This is a genomic window from Tessaracoccus lacteus (genome assembly GCF_029917005.1).
GTDB lineage: Bacteria > Actinomycetota > Actinomycetes > Propionibacteriales > Propionibacteriaceae > Arachnia > Arachnia lactea.
In genome coordinates this window covers 747,382-762,803 of sequence record NZ_CP123967.1, presented here as the reverse complement: position 1 = coordinate 762,803, position 15,422 = coordinate 747,382, and the positions used below count along the sequence as shown (strand labels likewise).

14 protein-coding genes are annotated in these 15,422 nt (G+C 69.1%); 2 read left to right on the top strand and 12 right to left on the bottom strand.

Going from position 1 to position 15,422, the window contains the following annotated elements:
- Nucleotides 1–5: 5 nt before the first annotated feature.
- The 10 genes from nuoI to QH948_RS03395 are packed head-to-tail and all read right to left on the bottom strand — an operon-like array spanning nucleotide 6 to nucleotide 10,622.
- Nucleotides 6–560, bottom strand: a complete 555-nt coding sequence (nuoI, locus tag QH948_RS03440; protein WP_281145542.1) for an NADH-quinone oxidoreductase subunit NuoI — start codon at nucleotides 558–560, stop codon at nucleotides 6–8.
- Nucleotides 561–1,883 carry an NADH-quinone oxidoreductase subunit NuoH gene (gene nuoH / locus QH948_RS03435; protein WP_281145541.1) on the bottom strand — a complete coding sequence of 441 codons (1,323 nt, stop codon included), beginning with the start codon at nucleotides 1,881–1,883 and terminating at the stop codon, nucleotides 561–563.
- Nucleotides 1,884–1,887: 4 nt separating this feature from the next.
- Complete coding sequence (locus QH948_RS03430; protein WP_281145540.1) at nucleotides 1,888–4,287, bottom strand: NADH-quinone oxidoreductase subunit G; 2,400 nt, start codon at nucleotides 4,285–4,287, stop codon at nucleotides 1,888–1,890.
- Nucleotides 4,284–5,597, bottom strand: coding sequence for an NADH-quinone oxidoreductase subunit NuoF (nuoF, locus tag QH948_RS03425; protein ID WP_281145539.1), 1,314 nt, complete (start codon nucleotides 5,595–5,597; stop codon nucleotides 4,284–4,286). The genes QH948_RS03430 and nuoF overlap by 4 nt, the downstream gene beginning before the upstream one ends.
- Entirely contained in the window at nucleotides 5,594–6,337 is a 744-nt protein-coding gene (nuoE, locus tag QH948_RS03420; protein ID WP_281145538.1) for an NADH-quinone oxidoreductase subunit NuoE, read from the bottom strand. Before nuoE ends, nuoF begins: the two co-directional genes overlap by 4 nt.
- Entirely contained in the window at nucleotides 6,334–7,686 is a 1,353-nt protein-coding gene (locus QH948_RS03415; RefSeq protein ID WP_281145537.1) for an NADH-quinone oxidoreductase subunit D, read from the bottom strand. Before QH948_RS03415 ends, nuoE begins: the two co-directional genes overlap by 4 nt.
- Nucleotides 7,686–8,387, bottom strand: coding sequence for an NADH-quinone oxidoreductase subunit C (locus QH948_RS03410; RefSeq protein ID WP_281145536.1), 702 nt, complete (start codon nucleotides 8,385–8,387; stop codon nucleotides 7,686–7,688). The genes QH948_RS03415 and QH948_RS03410 overlap by 1 nt, the downstream gene beginning before the upstream one ends.
- Nucleotides 8,384–8,938 (bottom strand): NuoB/complex I 20 kDa subunit family protein, encoded by a 555-nt coding sequence (locus tag QH948_RS03405; protein WP_219080878.1) that lies wholly within the window; start codon nucleotides 8,936–8,938, stop codon nucleotides 8,384–8,386. The genes QH948_RS03410 and QH948_RS03405 overlap by 4 nt, the downstream gene beginning before the upstream one ends.
- A 16-nt stretch (nucleotides 8,939–8,954) precedes the next feature.
- Nucleotides 8,955–9,314 carry an NADH-quinone oxidoreductase subunit A gene (locus tag QH948_RS03400; RefSeq protein ID WP_281145535.1) on the bottom strand — a complete coding sequence of 120 codons (360 nt, stop codon included), beginning with the start codon at nucleotides 9,312–9,314 and terminating at the stop codon, nucleotides 8,955–8,957.
- A gap of 18 nt (nucleotides 9,315–9,332) precedes the next feature.
- Nucleotides 9,333–10,622 (bottom strand): geranylgeranyl reductase family protein, encoded by a 1,290-nt coding sequence (locus QH948_RS03395; protein WP_281145534.1) that lies wholly within the window; start codon nucleotides 10,620–10,622, stop codon nucleotides 9,333–9,335.
- A gap of 272 nt (nucleotides 10,623–10,894) precedes the next feature.
- Between QH948_RS03395 and QH948_RS03390 the strand changes: the two genes are divergently transcribed.
- Nucleotides 10,895–12,157 (top strand): isochorismate synthase, encoded by a 1,263-nt coding sequence (locus QH948_RS03390; RefSeq protein ID WP_281145533.1) that lies wholly within the window; start codon nucleotides 10,895–10,897, stop codon nucleotides 12,155–12,157.
- A gap of 204 nt (nucleotides 12,158–12,361) precedes the next feature.
- On the opposite strand, the gene QH948_RS03385 is transcribed toward QH948_RS03390, so the two are convergent.
- Nucleotides 12,362–13,996, bottom strand: coding sequence for a DUF6297 family protein (locus QH948_RS03385; protein WP_281145532.1), 1,635 nt, complete (start codon nucleotides 13,994–13,996; stop codon nucleotides 12,362–12,364).
- Nucleotides 13,996–14,640, bottom strand: a complete 645-nt coding sequence (locus QH948_RS03380; protein ID WP_281145531.1) for an ABC transporter ATP-binding protein — start codon at nucleotides 14,638–14,640, stop codon at nucleotides 13,996–13,998. Before QH948_RS03380 ends, QH948_RS03385 begins: the two co-directional genes overlap by 1 nt.
- A gap of 85 nt (nucleotides 14,641–14,725) precedes the next feature.
- Here QH948_RS03380 and QH948_RS03375 point away from each other — a divergent pair, with 85 nt between their 5' ends.
- Complete coding sequence (locus QH948_RS03375; RefSeq protein ID WP_281145530.1) at nucleotides 14,726–15,421, top strand: demethylmenaquinone methyltransferase; 696 nt, start codon at nucleotides 14,726–14,728, stop codon at nucleotides 15,419–15,421.
- Nucleotide 15,422: the final 1 nt, after the last annotated feature.

Here is a 15,422-nt window from a genome sequence, read left to right as displayed (position 1 = left end):
GGGGGTCATTTGGCCGCTCCTGAGGTCGTGCCCGTGCGGGTGTCGGCTGTGCCGGTGGCCGGCAGGCCGAGGAAGTAGTCCTTCTCGTCGTCGCCGAGTCGCCGCGGGTGCGGCGGCTGCTCCATGCCGGGCAACAGCGGGGCGAGCAGGTCCTGCTTCTCGTAGATCAGCTTGGTGCGCGTCTCGTCGGCGAGCTTGAACTCGTTGGTCATCGTCAGGGCGCGCGTCGGGCAGGCCTCGATGCACAGGCCGCAGAAGATGCACCGCAGGTAGTTGATCTGGTAGACGTGGCCGAAGCGCTCGCCGGGCGAGTAGCGGTTGTCCTCGGTGTTGTCCGCGCCCTCGACGTAGATGGCGTCCGCGGGGCAGGCCCATGCGCACAGCTCGCAGCCGACGCACTTCTCCAGGCCGTCGGGCCAGCGGTTGAGCTGGTGCCGCCCGTGGAAGCGCGGCATCGTGACCTTCTCCTTACCCTTCTGGGGGTATCCCTGGGTGAAGGTCTTGCGGAAGATCGTGTTGAACGTGACGCCGAACCCGGCCCACTGGTTGAGGAACCCCATCTACAGGCCCTTCCCTTCTTCAGCAGCGGCCGCGGGTTCCGCGGCCTCCTCGTGAGCGGGCTCGGTGGCGTGCACGACGCCCACGAGCTCGGGCAGCACCTGGCCGGGCAGCGGGGGCACGGGGTAGCCTCCCGCGAACGGGTCGAAGTCCTCCTCGACCACCAGCTCGGGTCTCTCGGTCTTCTGGTTCTCGCGGCCGAACCACAGCACCAGGACCGCGACGAGCACGACGGCGATCGCGAGCGTGTAGTCGGGGAACAGCGCGATGAGCACGATCCACAGCAGGGAGACCTCGATCAGCACCTTCCAGCCGAAGCCCATGAACTGGTCGTAGCGCAGGCGCGGAAGCGTGCCACGCAGCCAGACGAACACCGAGATGAGCAGCTGGACCTTCAGCACGAACCAGACCGGGCCGAGCCAGGGGTTGTCCATGCCGGGCACCAGCGTCAGCGGCCACGGCGGCAGGTAGCCGCCGAGGAACAGCGTGGTGCACACGGCCGAGACGGTGGCCATGTTGATGTACTCCGCGAGGAAGTACAGCGCGTAGCGGAAGCCGGAGTACTCGGTCAGGTAGCCGGAGACCAGCTCGGACTCGCACTCGGGCAGGTCGAACGGCGCGCGGTTGGTCTCGCCGACCATCGCGATGGCGTAGATGATGAAGGACGGGAACAGCAGCAGGGCGTACCAGCCGGACAGGCCGATGTCGACCGTCGTCGCGCGGTCCCAGGGCAGCGCGAACAAGATGGTCTCGCGCTGTGCCTCGACGATCTGCGACGTCGACATGGTGCCGGCCATCAGGAACACCGCGACCATCGACAGGCCCATCGCGATCTCGTAGGAGATCATCTGCGCGGTGGAGCGCACCGAGCCGAGGAACGAGTAGGTGGAGTTGCCCGCCCAGCCGGCGAGCACGATGCCGTAGATGCCGATGGAGGCAGAGGCGAGGATGAAGACCGCGGCGACGGGCAGGTCGGCGACCTGCAGGCGCGTCGTGACGCCGAAGATCTCCAGCTCACCCGAGAACGGGATGACCGTCCAGCAGGTGAACGCGGCCACCGCGGTCAGCACCGGGGCCAGGTTGAAGACCCACTTGTCGGTCTTCGCCGGGCGGAAGTCCTCCTTGACGAGCAGCTTCGCGCCGTCGGCCAGTGCCTGGCCGAGGCCGAAGGGGCCGTTCATGATCGGGCCGAGGCGGTGCTGCATCTTGCCGACGAGGCGACGCTCGTACCAGACGTTGAAGATCGTCCAGACCAGCAGCACCACGAACAGCGCCACCACCTTGATCAGGATCAGCCACCACGGGTCGTTGAGAAAGATGCCCATTGATCTACTCCCCTTCTTCCACGAGGACGGGTGCCACAACCACCGGTGTACCGGGGGCAGCGAAGATACGGTCGGCGCCCGGATTGAGCGGGACCCAGACCACGTCGTCGACCATCGGCTCGGTCACCTCGAGAGGCAGGATGAGCGAACGGGCCCCGAGGCTGACGGTGACGACCTCGCCGAGGCCGAGTCGCTCGGCCGTCGCGGTGGAGACACGCGCGACGTTCGGGCGGGCCGTGGCGCGCAGCGCCGGCTCGTAGTCGGTGCCCTTCGAGGCGTCGAGCAGCTCGCGCCAGCCCACGACCAGGGTGCCCTCGGGCGCCTGCTCCGGGGCCACGACGCCGACCGCTCTCGCGCGGTCGCCGTCCCAGGACCCGAGCTCTGTGAAGTCGGCCCAGGCCTGCTTCGCGGCACGGAACCCCAGGTCGGAGCCCAGCGCGTCGGCCAGCGCGGCCAGGATTCGCAGGTCGCTCATCGGGGAAACGGTCGCCTTGTTGATGATGCGGACTCGGCCTTCGCGGTGCTCCCAGTTCAGGAAGTGTCCGTTCTGCTCCTCGAGGAGGCAGGCGGGGAACACGACGTCGGCCCGCTCGGTCACGGGGCTCAGGCGCTGCTCGATGCTGACGACGAACTGGGCGGACTCGAGGCCGGCCAGCGCGGCGTCCGGGTCGGCGAGGTCGGCCGGGTCGACGCCGGCGACGACGAGGGCCTTGAGCGACCCGTCGGCCAGGGCCGCGAACTGCTCGTCGGCGCTCAGTCCGGGGGCGGTCGGCAGGGACTCGACGCCCCAGTGCGACGCGACGTCGACGCGGGCGGCCGCGTCGGCGACGGGGCGGCCGCCGGGCAGCAGGCCCGGCAGGCAGCCGGCCTCGATGGCGCCCATGTCGCCTGCGCGACGGGGCACCCAGGCCAGGCGGGCGCCGGTGGCGTCGGCCTTCGCGACGGCGGCGGTCAGCAGGCCGGGTAGTGTCGCGGCGCGCTCCCCCACCAGGATGACGGAGCCGGAGTCGAGCCCCTCGAGGGTGTCCAGCGCGGAGGCCTCGCCGCCGGGGGCGACCGGGACCAGCGTGGCGCCGAGCTTGACGGTGCCGCGCGAAGCGAACGGCGCCAGCGTGGTGACCTTGAGGCCCTTCTTACGGACGCCCTTGCGGAGGCGGAGAAAGATGCTGGGCATCTCGTCCTCGGGCTCGAACGCGACGAGCACGACGTGGCTGGCGCTCTCAAGGTCCGTGAACTGCACTGAGTCGGCCAGGCCCTTGCCCGCCACGTGGGCGGCCAGGAAGTCGGCCTCCTCGGCGGAGCCGGGGCGGGAGCGGAAGTCGACCGAGTTGGTGCCGAGCACCGCGCGGGCGAACTTGCCGTAGCCGTAGGCGTTCTCGACGGTGAGGCGGCCGCCGGTCTGCACGCCGACGGAGGTGCCGGCGGCGCGCAGGCCGTGGACCGCGGCATCGATGGCCTCGGGCCAGCTGGCGGGCTGCAGGACGCCGTCGCGGCGGACCAGCGGACGTGTGACGCGGTCGTCGCCGCGCCCGTACATGAAACCGAAGCGGCCCTTGTCGCAGTTCCACTCTTCGTTCACGGCCGGGTTGTTGCCCGCGAGGCGGCGCTTGACCTGGTGGTGACGGTGGTCGGTGCGCAGCTCGCAGCCGGACGCGCAGTGCTCACAGGTCGTCGGCGTCGACACGAGGTCGAACGGGCGGGCCTGGAAGCGGTAGGCGGCCGACGTGAGGGCCCCGACGGGGCAGATCTGCACGACGTTACCGGAGAAGTACGAGTCGTACGGGTCCTGCTCGTAGGTGCCGATCTGCTGCAGCGCGCCGCGCTCAACCAGCGCGATGAACGGGTCGCCGGAGATCTGTTCGGAGAAGCGGGTGCAGCGAGCGCAGAGCACGCAGCGCTCGCGGTCGAGCAGGATCTGCGCGGAGATGCTCACCGGCTTCGGGAACGTGCGCTTCAGTTCGGTGAAGCGGGACTCGCCGTGGCCGTGTGACATCGACTGGTTCTGCAGGGGGCACTCGCCGCCCTTGTCGCAGATGGGGCAGTCGAGCGGGTGGTTGATCAGCAGCAGCTCGAGCATGCCCTCCTGCGCCTTCTTGGCGACGGGGGACGTGACCTGCGTGTTGACCTTCATGCCCTCGGCGACCGGCATGGTGCAGGACGCCTGGGGCTTCGGGAAGCCGCGGCCGTTGCCGGCGTCGGGGATCTCGACCATGCACTGGCGGCAGGCGCCGACGGGGTCGAGCAGCGGGTGGTCGCAGAAGCGCGGGATCGCGGTGCCGATCATCTCGGCGGCGCGGATGATCAGCGTGCCCTTCGGGACGCTCACCTGCGTCCCGTCGATCGTCAGCGTGACCAGATCGGGCTTCGGCGCGACCTCGGAGGCCGTCTTCGTCTCGACACTCATCGCGCGTCTCCTTCCGTGGTGAACAGCGCGCTCTTCTCGTAGGGGAAGAGCTCCCAGGCGGGCGTGTGGTAGCCCAGCTCGAACTCGGCGCGGAAGTGGCGCACCGCGCTGGTCACGCACGCCACGGCACCGTCGGCCAGCGCGCAGAAGGAGCGTCCGCCGATGTTGTCGCACAGGTCGAGGAGCTTCTCGACGTCGCCCTCCTGTGCGGTGCCTGCCTCGAACTTCATCAGCAGCTGCACGAGCCACCAGGAACCCTCGCGGCACGGGGTGCACTTGCCGCAGGACTCGTGCTTGTAGAACTCGACGAAGCGCAGCGTCGTGCGGACCACGGAGGTGGTCTCGTCGAACACCTGCAGGGCCTTGGTGCCGAGCATCGTGCCTGCCCCGGCCATCGACTCGTAGTCGAGCGGCAGGTCGAGGCCCTCGGCCGTCAGGATCGGGGTCGAGGAGCCGCCGGGGGTGAAGAACTTCAGCTCGTGGCCCTCGCGCATGCCGCCACCCAGCTCGATCAGCTGGCGCAGCGTGATGCCCATGGGGGCCTCGAACTGGCCGGGCGTCCTCACGTGGCCGGAGACCGAGTAGAGGGTCATGCCCTTGGACTTCTCGGTGCCCATGGACTGGAACCAGGCCGCGCCGTTGGCGACGATCGACGGCACCGAGGCGATGGACTCGACGTTGTTGATCACCGTCGGGGACGCGTAGAGGCCCGCGACCGCCGGGAACGGGGGACGCAGGCGCGGTTGCCCGCGGCGGCCCTCGAGCGAGTCGAGCAGAGCCGTCTCCTCGCCGCAGATGTAGGCGCCCGCGCCGGCGTGGACGATGATGTCCAGGTCGTAGCCGGTGCCCATGATGTTCTTGCCGAGATAGCCGGCCGCGTAGGCCTCGCGCACGGCCTGCTGCAGGCGTCGGATCACGTGCAGGACCTCGCCGCGGCAGTAGATGAACGCGTGCTTGGCGCGGATCGCGTACGACGCGATGATGACGCCCTCGACGAGGGTGTGCGGCGTCGCGAGCATGAGCGGCATGTCCTTGCAGGTGCCCGGCTCCGACTCGTCGGCGTTGACGACGAGGTACTTCGGGTTCGGGTTGTCCTGCGGGACGAAGGACCACTTCATGCCCGTCGGGAAGCCCGCGCCGCCACGGCCGCGCAGGTTGGCGTCCTTGACGAGCGAGATCAGGTCGTCGGGAGACATGCCGAGCGCGGTGCGCAGCGCACGGTAGCCGCCGGTCGCCTCGTAGCGGGCCAGCTTCCAGGACTGCTCATCGCCCCAGTGGGCGCTCAGTACCGGAGTCAGCAGGTCGGTCACTTCGCGGCCTCCTCAGTGGCGGGGGCCGGCGCCGCGTCGGCGGCGGGGGCGGCCCAGCTGTTCTCGTCGGCGAGGCGGCGGCCCAGCGTCGAGGCCTCGCCCGCCGACGGGCCCTCGTCGGCGCGGCCGTCGGGGAAGCCGGCGAGCACGCGCTCGGCCTGCTTCCAGGAGGTCAGGGTGGCCCCGCGCGGGGACTTGACCTCCTCGTCGCGGGTGAGCTTGTCGAGCAGCTCGTCCGCCTTCTCGGGGGTCATGTTGTCGAAGAACTCCCAGTTGACCATCATCACCGGGGCGAAGTCGCAGGCCGCGTTGCACTCGAGGCGCTCGAGCGAGACCTGGCCGTCGGGCGTCGTCTGGTTCTCGTCGATGCCGAGGCGCTTCTTGGCGCGCTCCAGCAGAATGTCGCCGCCCATCACCGCGCACAGCGCTGTCGTGCAGACACCAACGTGGTGCTTGCCCGCCGGGCGCCGCTTGTACATGGTGTAGAAGGTGGCCACGCCGGAGACCTGGGCGGTGGAGATGCCCAGGATGTCGGCGCAGACCTCGATGCCGCGGGGGCTGACCCGGCCGTCGACGCTCTGCACCAGGTGCAGCATCGGCAGCAGCGCCGAGCGGGGCTGCGGGTAGCGGCCTGCGAGCAGGCGCAGCTCGCTGATGGTGGTCTCGTCGATGTTCGTGGACTGGTCCGCGTAGTCGACCGAGCCGGACTCGGGGAAATGGCTCTCGAAGTGGCCGCTCATCGGTCCACACCTCCAAGGACGGGGTCGAGGCTGGCGACGGCGACGACGACATCGGACATCATGCCGTTCTCACACATCGCCGGGATGGCCTGCAGGTGGTTGAAGCCCGGGTCACGGAAGTGGGCCCGGTAGGGACGGGTGCCACCGTCGGAGACCAAGTGGCAGGCGAGCTCGCCCTTGGGCGACTCGATGGCCTGGTAGACCTGACCGACCGGCACCTTGAAGCCCTCGGTCACGATCTTGAAGTGGTGGATCAGCGCCTCCATGGACTCGCCCATGATGTGCTTGATGTGCTCGTTCGAGTTGCCCTGGCCGTCGGGGCCGAGCGCCAGCTGCGCGGGCCACGCGATCTTCTTGTCGGCGACCATGACAGGCTGGCCCTGCGTTCGCTCGAGGCGCTCGAGGCACTGCTCGACGATCTTGAGCGACTCCCAGCACTCCTGCAGGCGGATCCGGAACGCGCCGTAGCAGTCGTTCGAAGGCCAGGTGACGACGTCGAAGTCGTACGTCTCGTAACCGCAGTACGGCTGCATCCTGCGCAGGTCGTAGCCGTAGCCGGTGCCCCGGAGTCGGGGGCCAGTGACGCCGAGTGCCATGCAGGCGCTCAGGTCGAGCACGCCGACGTTCGAGAGGCGGTTGATGAAGATCGGGTTCTCGTTGCAGAACGTCGCGTACTCGGGCAGGTGCTTCTTCAGCCAGTCGATGACCGTGCGCAGGTGGCTGATGCCGTCCTCCGGCAGGTCGTTGGCCACGCCGCCGGGGCGGACGTACGCGTGGTTCATGCGCAGGCCGGACAGGCCCTCGAGGAAGTCGAGGATCATCTCGCGCTCGCGGAACGCGATGGTCATGACGGTCAGAGCGCCGATCTCCATGCCGCCGGTGCCCATGGCGACCAGATGGGAGGCGATGCGGTTGAGCTCCATGACGAGCACGCGGATGATGCTGGCCCGCTCGGGAATGTCATCGGTGATGCCGAGCAGCTTCTCGACCGCCAAGCAATAGGCGACCTCGTTGAACAGGGGCGCGACATAGTCCATGCGCGTGACATAGGTCACGCCCTGGGTCCAGGTCTTGAACTCCATGTTCTTCTCGATGCCGGTGTGCAGGAAACCGATGCCGGGGCGGATCGAGGTGACGGTCTCGCCGTCCATCTCGAGGATGAGGCGGAGCACGCCGTGCGTCGACGGGTGCTGCGGGCCCATATTGACGACGATGGTCTCGTCGCCGCGCTCGGCCTGCTCGCCCGCGATGTCGGCCCAGTCGCCACCCTGCGCCAGGTAGACGCGGTCGGCCTTCGGCTCGTCGCCCGAGCCGGCGAAGATGTCCTCAGTGGCTGCGTGAGTGCTCATCAGGAGTAGCTCCTCCGGTTGTCGGGGGCGGGGACCTTGGCGCCCTTGTACTCGACGTCGACGCCTCCGAGCGGGTAGTCCTTCCGCTGCGGGTGGCCCTTCCAGTCGTCGGGCATCAGGATGCGGGTCAGAGCCGGGTGGTCGTCGTAGATGATCCCGAACATGTCCCAGGTCTCGCGCTCGTGCCAGTCGGCCATCGGGTAGGTGCCGACGACCGACGGGATGTGCGCGTCCTCCTCGGGGCAGCTGACCTCGAGCCGCACGCGGCGGTTGTGGGTGAAGCTCATCAGGTGGTAGACGCTGTGGAGTTCCGCGCCCCTCTCCTGCGGGTAGTGCACGCCCGAGACGGACATGCAGACCTCGAAGCGGAGGAAAGCGTCGTCGCGGAACTGCGCCACGGTCTTCAGGAGGTGCTCGCGGGGGACGTAGATCGTCAGCTCACCGCGGTCGAACAGCACCAGCGCACCGCGCAACTCGGGGACGACCTCGAGCGCGCGGTTGTAGATGGCGTCGAACGGCTCGCCGAAGGGCGGCTGCGAGGCTCCCGGCATCGCCAGTTCGCGGTCGAGCAGGTTGTAGCCGGAGGTGTCGCTGGAACCGCGCGACCACATGCCCCTCTTCTCCTCGAAGACGGGCGCCTTCGGCGTCGGCTCTCCGGTCGAGGGCAGGTTCTCGGTGTTCTCGGGGGTCTGCTCGCTCATCGCATGAGGCCCTTCATCTCGATCTTGGCGGGTGCGGCGAGGGCTACCTGCTCGGCCTCCTCGATCGCGGCGGCCTCGTTCGGGCCGATCGGACGGTGCTGGACCTTCTCGCGCAGCTTGAACATCGCGTCGATCAGCATGTCGGGGCGGGGCGGGCAACCGGGGATGTACATGTCGACCGGCAGGAAGTGGTCGCAGCCCTGCACGACGGCGTAGTTGTTGAACATGCCACCCGAGGACGCGCAGGCGCCCATCGAGATGACCCACTTGGGGTTCGGCATCTGGTCGTACACCTGGCGGATGACCGGCGCCATCTTCTGCGAGACGCGGCCCGACACGATCATCAGGTCGGCCTGACGCGGCGACGCGCGGAACACCTCCTGGCCCCACCGACCCGCGTCGTAACGCGGGGTGCCGTAGGCCATCATCTCGATCGCGCAGCAGGCCAGACCCATGGTCGCGGGCCAGAACGACGCCTTGCGCAGCCAGCCGAACACCCCCTCGACCGTGGTCAGGAGGATGCCGCTGGGGAGCTTGTCTTCGATTCCCATGTTCAGATCCTTCCGATCATTCCCAGTCGAGGCCCTTGCGGCGCAGGACATAGAAGTAGGGGATGAAGAAGAGCACGATGAAGATGATCATCGCGATCTTCGTGAACCAGCCGAGCTGGTTGTACGCCACGGCCCACGGCAGCAGGAAGACGACCTCGATGTCGAAGACGATGAACATCATCGCCGTGATGTAGTACTTGACCGGGAACTTGCCCCCGCCGGCCGGCTGCGGCGTGGGCTGGATGCCGCACTCGTAGCTGTCGTACTTCGCGCGGTTGTAGCGACGCGGGCCGACGACGAGGCTCAGCCCCATGGAGATCAGGACGAACGCGGTCGCCAGGATCACCATGCCCACGATGGGGATGTACGGATTCATCCTTGGATTCCTTCCGGATCAGGCCGACGGGGCGGCCTTGCAGAGCGCGTTGATGATGCGGTCGGCCGCATCGCCGTCGTGCGCGTCGGTCAGATTTGCGAGCAGCTTGTGGACGAAGCGCATGAGCCTCGGCCGCGGCAGCCCGTAGGTGGTGCAGAGCTTCATGATCCGGGGGTCGCCGATGAGCTTCACGAAGACGGTGCCGAGGCGGAAGTAGCCGCCGAGTTCGGCCTTGAGACGCTCGGGGTAGGCGCGCATCGCGCGCTCGGCCGAGCTGGTGTTGAAGCCGCGCGAGCGGGCCTCGACGATCGCGTCGGCGGCCATCTCCGCGGACTCCATGGCGTAGCTGATGCCCTCCCCGTTGAACGGGTTGACCATGCCCCCGGCGTCGCCGACGAGCACGAGGCCACGGCCGTAGGCGGGCTGGCGGTTGAAGGCCATCGGCAGCGCGGCGCCCTGCACCTTGCCGATCTGGTTCTGCTCGCGGAAGCCCCACTCCTCGGGGGTGCCGTCCGTCCAGCGTTTCAGCAGCTCGCGGTAGTCGGTCTTGCCGAAGCCCTTCGACGTGTTGAGCACGCCGAGGCCTACGTTGCAGGTGCCGTCGCCCATGCCGAAGACCCAGCCGTAGCCGGGCATCAGGTTGGACTTGCCGCGCTCGCCGTCCCAGAGCTCGAGCCAGCTCTCCAGGTAGTCGTCGTTGGTACGGGGGCTCGTGTAGTACGTGCGCACCGCCACGCCCATCGGGCGGTCCTCGCGCTTGTTGAGGCCCATCGAGACCGCCAGCCGCGATGAGTTGCCGTCGGCCGCGACGACCAGCGGCGCGTGGTAGCGGCGGCCGTCCTTGGTCGTGACGCCCGTGATGCGGCCGGTGCGGTCGTCAAGGATCGCGCCGTCGACGTTGGTGTTCTGAAGCAGCGTGGCGCCCGCCGCGACGGCGTGCTTCGCCAGCATGTCGTCGAAGTCGGCGCGGGGACGGACGAGGCCGTAGGGCGGGAAGTCGGTGAGGTCCGGCCAGTCCATCTCGAACGGTTCGGTGCGTCCGCCGTAGACACGCAGGCCCTTGTTGTGGAGCCAGCCGTTCTCCTGCGAGGTGTCGACGCCCAGTCGCGTGAGTGCCCTCGTGGCGCGGGGGGTCAGGCCGTCGCCGCACACCTTCTCACGCGGAAACTCCGACTTCTCCAGCAGCGTCACGTTCAGCCCGTGCTGCGCCAGGTAGGCCGCGGTCGTCGACCCTCCAGGGCCGGCCCCGACGACGATGACGTCAGACTCCGTGGGAGCACTTTCCCCCGAGGGACTGGTGAACGACATGAAGCGGCTCCTCAGCTCTGATCAGATTCAGCGATCAGTCTAGGGGCCGTCAAAGTTTTCGGACAAACGAGGGGAAAGTCGGACCGACAATGCCTTGACAAGGGGTTTTGAGAATCTTTTCGAGAGATTCCTTTTGCTTAATTGCCGGGAGGTCCGGAGGTCCTCAGGTCAGGGCCCGGCGGCGCCCGTCGGTGCCGGTCGGCATGCCACGATGGCGGACACGCGACGCACCGGGTCGCCCAGCATTCGGACGCCCCAGTATGCTCCAGAGGGTGATTCTCGACTTCGGCACCGCACGCATGCGCGCAACGACAGTGGCGATCGCCGATCCCGGTCCCCTTGAGCGCTTCCTGCCGGAGTCCGGCCCGGGCAGCGCCTTCATCCGACGCGGCGACGGCGTCGTCGCCCTGGGCGAAGTGGCGCGCTTCGAGACCGACCGCCTCGACGCCGCAGACGTGTGGTGGGACGAGATCTCCAACCAGATCGACCACGATTCCGAGCTGCCGGGCGAGTTCGGGACCGGCCCCCTGGCGCTCGGCTCCTTCATCTTCGATCCCGACCGTTCGATGGAGCGCTCGGTCCTCACGGTCCCGCAGGTCATCATCGGCCGACGCGGCGACCTCGCCTGGATGACCAGGCTCGGGGACGCCCGGCGGGGAACCGCACTCCCCTCCCCCGGGGAGCCGACCCGCCGCCCCGGTCACATCACCCAGATGGGCGGATCGCTGCGGCGGGGCGAATGGGAGCGCATCGTCGCCGAGGTGGTCACATTGATCCGCAGCGGCGAGGTCGACAAGGTCGTGCTCGCCCGCGACCTGCACCTCAAGGCCGACGGTCCCCTCGACCTCCGCCACATCTATGGCCGCCTCCTGGAGACCTACCCCATGACCTGGGCGTATCTGATCGACGGCCTGGTCGGCGCGACCCCCGAACTGCTGCTGCGGCGCCAGGGTGGCCTCGTGACGTCCCGGGTGCTCGCGGGCACCGTGTGGCAGGACGGCAGCGGCGCCGTCGATCCGCTCGCGCTGGCTGCCGAGCTCGCCCGATCCGAGAAGGACATGTCGGAGCACGCCTTCGCCGTCCGCTCGGTGGCGGACGCGCTCGCGCCCTACTGTCGGGCGATGAACGTGCCCGACTCCCCGTCGGTGCTGCGGCTCCCCAACGTCATGCACCTGGCCACGGACGTCACGGGCGTCGTCGAGCCGGGCGCCACCTCGCTCGCTCTCGCGGCGGCCCTGCACCCCAGCGCCGCGGTGTGCGGCACCCCGACGCACCTGGCGATGGACATCATCGCGGAGGTCGAGACGATCGACCGCGGCCGCTACGCCGGCCCCGTCGGCTGGGTCGACATGGACGGTGACGGGGAGTGGGCCATCGCGTTGCGCGGCGGCCAGGTCCGCCCCGAGTCCCCGGAGTCCATCCAGCTGTTCGCGGGCGCAGGCATCGTCGCCGACTCGACGCCCAGCGTCGAGGTGCAGGAGACGGCGGCCAAGTTCGTGCCGATGCTCCAGGCCCTCGGCGTCGCCCCCAGCTGACGGCCGCCCGCCCCTGCCCTCTCCCGCGGCCCCAAACCGGCCTGGCCCCGCAGACGCCAACGATATTTCCGCGGCGCCAACGCTAACCACAGACGCCAACGATATTCGCGCGAATATCGTTGGCGTCTGTGTATTTCGTTGGCGTCTGCAGGGGGCCGACGAGGTGGGGGTCGACGGGGCGGGGGTCGACGGGGTGGGGCGGCGTTAGCGCTTCCGCTGGACCTGGATCTTCTGCTTGCCCGGGGCGGCGGCGCCGGAGCGGCGGGCCTTCTCCTCTTCCAGGAGACGCTTCTGCTCCTCCTGCTGTTCGAACAGCTGGTCCTTGTCGAAGCCCGAGCGCAGGAAGCTGAACGCGATGACGGCGAGTACCAGCGAGATCCACACCGGCCAGCCGAACACGATCGGCAGGGTGACGAGCGCCACCATGTCGAAGCCGCGCAGCAGCGAGAAGATCAGGCCGGGCGGCATCGCGCCCGCGCCCGTGGCGACGATCGGGCCCGAGTAGTCGGCGGGCTTGGCGGAGATCCAGCGGATCGCGGCCAGCAGGCCGGCGATGCCGGTCACCAACGCGGAGCTGATGGCCGTCACGATGTCGGCCTCAGCCCCGCCCGCGAGGCCGAGGAAAGCAGGCACCACGGCCGCCGACCAGAGCAGCGCGAGGATCGCGGGCACGATCATGGCGGCCTGCTTGACCTGCGCCGGGTCATAGGGGAAGCAGCGCTGCAGACCCTTGGTGCGCGTCAGGACGCGCAGCGAGTTCATGAACGGGACCAGCGCGAACATCAGCACCAGCGCCGAGATGGGCGGGCTGATCTGCGACAGCCCCAGCGCCTGCACGGCGTAGGGGACGACGGCGCTGCCGAGCAGCGTCACGAGCGGGAGCGGCTGGCGCCACAGGCGCTGCACATCGCGCCACACCAGGGCGGTCATGCCGGAGCCGGTGCCGCGCGTCGGGCTGACGTGCCCGCGCTCCTTGGACTTGGCCTCGACGATGATGTCTCGGATCAGCGCGAACTCCAGCGCGAAGGCCGCGCCCTGCAGGCCGCTGAGCAGCGAGCCGCCGGAGGTCAGGCGCTGGCGGCGGATGTTGGTGAGCCGGCGGTAGGCGATGAAACCCGCGACGACGATCAGCAGCGCGCCGACGCCGGCGATGATGAACGCGAGCTCGACCGACAGCGTCGCCAGACCACCGAGGGCGAACCAGCCCGCGGCCCCGCCGACGAGGGCGACCATGGTGCCGATCGCGACGGCGCCGATCAGCCACTGCAGCGTGATGACGATCCAGGCGCGCTCGGCGCCCTGCTCGGCGGCCGCGAAGGCCACGAGGCCCGCGGCACCGAAGCCACCGGCCAGCGCCCAGATGCCGATGTTCGGCAGCGGCGATCCGGTCAGCGCCGCGATCAGCGCGCCGAAGAGCACGCCGGCGCCGAAGGCCAGCGCGATGGCGGCCACCAGGCGGCGGGCCAGGAGCCGACGGCGGTCCGTCGGACCGTCCATCAGCCAGAACCCCTCAGCAGCCGATGCGACGACCGGGCCGAACATGCGGGAGATGAGGAGGGTGAACGCGAGAATGCCGGCGACGGAGGCCCACGGCAGCAGGCTCCGGGCCGCGAGGCAGCCCTCAGCCGTACAGCCGGCGACGTCCTGCTGGGCCTGCACGATCGAGGAGATGATCATGGCGCCGATCAGCACGATGCTGAACACCATGACGTAGCCGTCGGAGAGCGCCTGGAGGATGTTGCGGTCGGCGCGACCCTTGCGCCAGTCGCGCATCAGCAGCGTGAGCTGCTTCTCGTCGACGACGCCGATCTCGCCGAAGCGGGGGTCGGTGGTCGTCATCAGGCGCCCAGCCTCAGCTGGCGGGCGCCGATGGCCTCGAGCAGCGTCGGCTCGTGGCTGGCGAGCACGATGGCGAGCCCGCCTGCCAGCTCCTGCTTCAGGCGACGACCGAGCCACTCGACGCCCTCGACGTCGAGTCGCTGCTCCGGCTCGTCGAGCACCAGCAGCGAGCGGGGCCGGACGAAGGCCGTCGCGAGCGCGAGGCGGCGACGCTGGCCCGACGACAGGGTGGACGGCAGCTGGCCGGCCTGCGGCACGAGCTGCACCTCCTCCAGCACCTCGTCTACGAGCGCGTCCGGGTCGGTCAGCCCGTGGGCGCGGGCGAGCAGATCGAGGTGCTCCACGACGCTGAGATCGGGAAAGAAGTCGAGGTCGTCGATCACGGTCGCAACCTCGCGCCGGATCACCGGGTTGGTCTCGGAGACTTTCACGCCGTTGACCGTGACGGTCCCCTCGCTGGGGCGGTCAGCCCCGACGAGGCAGCGCAGCACGGTGGACTTGCCGGCACCGTTGCGCCCTGTGAGCGCGACGGCCTCACCCGCATGTACCTTCATCGAGAAGTTCTCCACGATGGTCACGGGGCCATAGCCCTTCTTGAGGTTGTCCACCTGGAGCACTACGTCTTTCTTAGCCACGCTTTCCATTGTCACCCACAGGCCCAACACAGCGCACATCGAGGTCCGCTGGGTTCGGCGGGCGGTCCCACCTGCGCGGCGCTAGGGTTACCGCATGGAGAATCAGCGCGCCGGTCTGGACAAGAAGCGGGTGGACGTCGCCGCCATGTTCGACGGGGTGGCGAAGCGCTACGACCTGTTCAACACCGTGCTGAGCCTCGGCCAGGTACACCGCTGGCGGCGTGCGACCGTCGCGGCGGTTGCGCCGCGCGAGGGCCAGCGCATCCTCGACCTCGCCGCCGGGACGGGCACGAGTTCGGCATCCTTCGCGGAGTCCGGTGCGTTCGTGATTGCCAGCGACATCTCGCTCGGTATGCTGCACCAGGGCCGGGTCCAGCAGCCGGCGATCGACTTCGTGGCCGGCGACGCCCTGGCGCTGCCCTTCCGCGACGACACGTTCGATGCGGTGACCATCTCCTACGGCCTGCGCAACGTCGAGAACACCGCTGCCGCGTTGCGGGAGATGCTGCGGGTGACCAGGCCCGGCGGCCGCGTCGTGATCGCCGAGTTCTCCACGCCCACCAACACGGTGTTCCGCCACATCTACAACGAATACCTGATGGCGGCCCTCCCCCGCATCGCGAAGCTCTCCAGCAACCCCGTCGCCTACGGCTACCTCGCCGAGTCGATCCTCGCCTGGCCCGACCAGCGTGGACTGGCCGACCTCCTCGTCGCGTCCGGCTGGGACGACGTGGAGTGGCAGAACCACGCCGGCGGCATCGTCTCGCTGCACCGCGCCTGGAAGGCCTAAC